Source organism: Hyphomonas sp. (assembly GCF_041689225.1).
Classification (GTDB): Bacteria; Pseudomonadota; Alphaproteobacteria; order Caulobacterales; family Hyphomonadaceae; genus Hyphomonas.
Genome location: NZ_JBDNGN010000175.1, coordinates 1 through 3,778 on the forward strand (window position 1 = coordinate 1; position 3,778 = coordinate 3,778).

Annotated in this window: 3 protein-coding genes and 2 tRNA genes; 3 read left to right on the plus strand and 2 right to left on the minus strand. The window is 64.4% G+C overall.

What is annotated here, in order from left to right; genetic code table 11:
* Nucleotides 1-121 precede the first annotated feature (121 nt).
* On the plus strand, nucleotides 122-2,335 hold the full coding sequence (locus ACESNB_RS17330) for a marine proteobacterial sortase target protein (RefSeq protein ID WP_373009596.1): 2,214 nt from the start codon (nucleotides 122-124) through the stop codon (nucleotides 2,333-2,335).
* Nucleotides 2,325-2,963: a class GN sortase gene (locus ACESNB_RS17335; RefSeq protein ID WP_373009597.1), complete on the plus strand. Its 639-nt coding sequence runs from the start codon at nucleotides 2,325-2,327 to the stop codon at nucleotides 2,961-2,963. Before ACESNB_RS17330 ends, ACESNB_RS17335 begins: the two co-directional genes overlap by 11 nt.
* 16 nt (nucleotides 2,964-2,979) lie before the next feature.
* Here ACESNB_RS17335 and ACESNB_RS17340 read toward each other — a convergent pair.
* Nucleotides 2,980-3,053, minus strand: a tRNA-Gly gene (locus ACESNB_RS17340).
* A gap of 33 nt (nucleotides 3,054-3,086) precedes the next feature.
* A tRNA-Tyr gene (locus ACESNB_RS17345) sits at nucleotides 3,087-3,171 on the minus strand.
* A 113-nt stretch (nucleotides 3,172-3,284) separates the two neighbouring features.
* On the opposite strand from ACESNB_RS17345, the gene ACESNB_RS17350 reads away from it, so the two are divergent.
* On the plus strand, nucleotides 3,285-3,778 hold a 494-nt coding region (locus tag ACESNB_RS17350; protein WP_373009598.1), incomplete at its 3' end, for a TrmH family RNA methyltransferase.

Sequence of the window (3,778 nt, forward strand, 5' to 3'; positions counted from 1 at the left end):
CACATTCCCCGCACCAAACCGCCCAGAACAAGTACCACCCCTGCCCGAAAGCCAGACCTTTCCCGCCTTATTCGGGGCGCAGCTTCCAATCATTGCAATTCAGCAATGAAAGGAAAACGCCATGCTCGCCGCCGTCAGGATACGTGCCCACGCCCCCCTCTTGTCCCGCTCGGGCCAGTGGCTCGGATCGATCCTGGCGTCGGCGGCATTCGCAGCCGGCGCGGCCTGGGCCGACCAGGAACCGCGCCTCGTCACCCCGAATGACGCCACAACCGGCGCCCTTCTGCTCAAATCCTCCACGCCCGGGAAATATATCGAAGCCCCGTCCCTGCTCACCGATGTGCAGATCGACATATCCGGCCCGATCGCCCGCACCCGCGTCACCCAGCGCTTCGAGAACACGACCGACGGCTGGATCGAAGGCGTCTATGTCTTCCCGCTGCCGGATGAAAGCGCCGTCGATACGCTACGCATGCAGATTGGTGACCGTTTCATCGAAGGCATGATCGAGGAACGCCAGAAGGCGAAAGCCATCTATGAACAGGCCAAATCGGAAGGCAGAAAAACCGCCCTGCTCGAACAGGAACGCCCCAACCTCTTCGCCAATTCCATCGCCAATATCGGCCCTGGCGAGACGATCATTGTCCAGATCGAATACCAGGAAACGGTCCGCCTGACAGACGACCAGTTCTCCCTCCGCTTCCCGATGGTGGTTGGCCCCCGCTACAATCCGGCCCCGCAAATCCTCACCGCCTCGCTCGGCGATGACGGCTGGGCGGTGGTCGACCCCGTGCCGGACCGGACCCGCATCTCACCTCCCGTGCTCAACCCGGAACTCGGCAACACGAACCCGCTCACGCTGAACGTCTCCCTCAATGCCGGCTTCCCGGTCGGAGAGCTGGAATCCACCTATCACCCGATGGACGTGGACTGGTCCGGCGCGAGCGCCGCCACGCTCACGCTGTCGGCTGGCAGCGTGCCCGCCAATCGCGACTTTGAACTGACCTGGCGTCCCAAGGCCTCACATGCCCCGTCGGCGGCCCTATTCCGGGAAACCGTTGAGGGCGAGCCCTATTACCTGCTCATGGTGACGCCGCCGGTCACGTCGCATGCCGCGCCGCCGCCACCGCGCGAGATCACATTCATCATCGACACGTCCGGCTCGATGGGCGGCGAGTCGATCCGTCAGGCCCGCCAGAGCCTCGCCATGGCCGTCCAGCGCCTCGCGCCCGCTGACCGTTTCAACGTGATCGAATTCAACTCCGTCACCCATGCCCTGTTCAACCATCCGGTCGATGCCACGCCGTCAAACGTGGCCCGCGCCACGAACTGGGTCGAGCGACTCGAAGCCACCGGCGGCACCGAAATGCTGCCCGCCCTGCGCGAAGCCCTCGCCGATCACGGCAATGCCGACGGCCGCCTGCGCCAGGTCATCTTCCTGACAGACGGCGCCATCGGCAACGAGCAGCAGCTGTTCGAAACCATCAGCCGCAATCGCAAGGATGCCCGCATCTTCACGGTCGGCATCGGCTCGGCTCCGAACAGCTTCTTCATGTCCCGCGCCGCGGAACTCGGCCAAGGCACCTTCACCCATATCGGCGATGTCGATGAAGTCGCCGCCCGCATGGGCGCACTGTTCACGAAACTCGAAAGCCCGGCCATCACCAATGTCGCCGCCACATGGCCGGACGGCTCGGCAGTCGAGGCATGGCCGTCGCCGCTGCCGGATGTCTATGCCGGCGAAACGCTGGTCATCGCGGCCCAGGGCGCCACGAAGGATGGCTTGGTCTGGGTCTCCGGCCTCAACGGCGACCAGCCCTGGAAAGTCGGCCTCCCCGTCAAACAGGCCGCCGAGCGTAAAGGCATCTCCAAACTCTGGGCCCGCAAGAAAATCAGCTCGCTTGAACTCGACCGCGCCCGGTCCGACACGCTGCCAGACCTGGTCGACGACCAGATACTGAGTGTTGCCCTCGCCCACCATCTCGTCTCGCGCCTCACCAGCCTCGTCGCCGTCGATGTGACGCCAGCCCGGCCAGACGTTGCAACGCTCGAAAGTGCGACTGTTCCCCTGAACCTTCCGGCAGGCTGGGATTTCGACAAGGTCTTCGGCCATGACGGGATCCGCTCGGACGCGCCCCTGATCCCGGTCGATGCCCTCGCCCTCCGCAAGCCCGATCCGAAGGCCATGAACGCCCCGATGCAAGTCGAACGCGGCGTACTCCTGCCAAATACCGGCACCCTTTCCGACCTGAAACTGCTGGCAGGTATAATCCTCATCCTCATCGGCTTCATGCTGAAACTCATCTTCCGGAGGATACGGATTCATGCCGCTTGATGCGCTGACGTCTTATCCTCCCCTTGCAAGGGGGAGGTGGCCCCGAAGGGGTCGGAGGGGGGATATTGTCACAACCGCCCTCCTCATCGCCGGCCTCCTCCTCTTTGGGAACGGCGCGAACATGAGGGCCAAGGCCAGCCTCTCCCAGGTCCTGCTCGCCCAATCATGGGAAAGGACGCTCACCGGCGACACAGACGCCCGACCCTGGCCCTGGGCCGACATCACCCCCGCCGCGCGGCTTGAGCTGCCCCGCCTCCACGCCGCCGCGATTGTCCTGAACGGCACCAGCGGACAGGCCCTCGCCTTCGGTCCCGGCCTGATGCACGGCTCCGCCGCCCCCGGCCAGCCGGGCCTCACCCTGCTTGCCGGCCACCGCGACAGCCATTTTGCGTTTTTGCAGCAGGCCCGGCCCGGCGACGCCGTCACCCTCACCGGCCCCGACGGTGTGGCCCACACCTACCGCCTTACCGAAACCCGGATCGTCGACGCTGACGCCAGCACGCTCACCCCCGGCGGCAACGGACCAGCCACCCTCGCCCTGACCACGTGCTACCCTTTCGGCGCCCTCTCGCCCACGAATCAACGATTCGTCGCACTTGCGACGCTGGAAGACGGCTCAAGCACCTGAATTATTTGGGAAAAACTGGAGCGGGTACACGGGATCGAACCGAGATACTCAGCTTGGAAGGCTGGTGCATTACCATTATGCTATACCCGCAACAGGTACGTCGCTTATCCTTAGCACAAACAGTGGTGGAGGGGACAGGATTCGAACCTGTGTACGCTATGCGGGCAGATTTACAGTCTGCTGCCTTTAACCACTCGGCCACCCCTCCAAGGGCTGCCTGCGACTTACGATAATTGACGCCGTCGCCCCGAACCGCCTAAAGGGCACGACCAATCGCGCCCTCTACCCGCTTCGGGAGACGGCCTTATAGGGATGAAAGAAATGGCGCGCAACCATACAAAACGCCGAAACGCACCCGGCCCGGCCGGACAGGACGGATCGCCGCGCCCACTGCAGGATCGCCCACGCGAACGCAGTGGCGGCGGAGACGGCGAAGGCTGGCTTTGGGGCACACATGCCGTTGTGGCGGCGCTGGCAAACCCGTCGCGCACCTGCCACATGCTGCTCGCCACCGAAAATGCCGCCGCGCGGCTCGGACCTGCCCGGATCACGCCGGAAATCATCCTCGGCAAGGATCTCGACAACCGCCTGCCGCCGGGCGCCGTACACCAAGGCCTGGCCCTGAAGGTTGCCCCGCTGAATCCGTCCAGCCTGGAAGACTTGATAGACCGGGACATTTCCCGCATCTGCGTCCTCGATCAGGTCTCCGACCCCCACAATCTCGGCGCCATCTACCGGTCCGCCGCCGCCTTCGGCTTTAACGGCATTGTCCTTCAAACCCGGCATGCACCACCAATTACCGGCGTGGTTGCCAA

Excerpts from the sequence above, each read along its gene's own strand:
- ACESNB_RS17335 (WP_373009597.1), top strand. The coding sequence starts at position 2,325 with ATGCCGCTTGATGCGCTGACGTCTTATCCTCCCCTTGCAAGGGGGAGG.
- ACESNB_RS17330 (WP_373009596.1), top strand. The coding sequence starts at position 122 with ATGCTCGCCGCCGTCAGGATACGTGCCCACGCCCCCCTCTTGTCCCGC.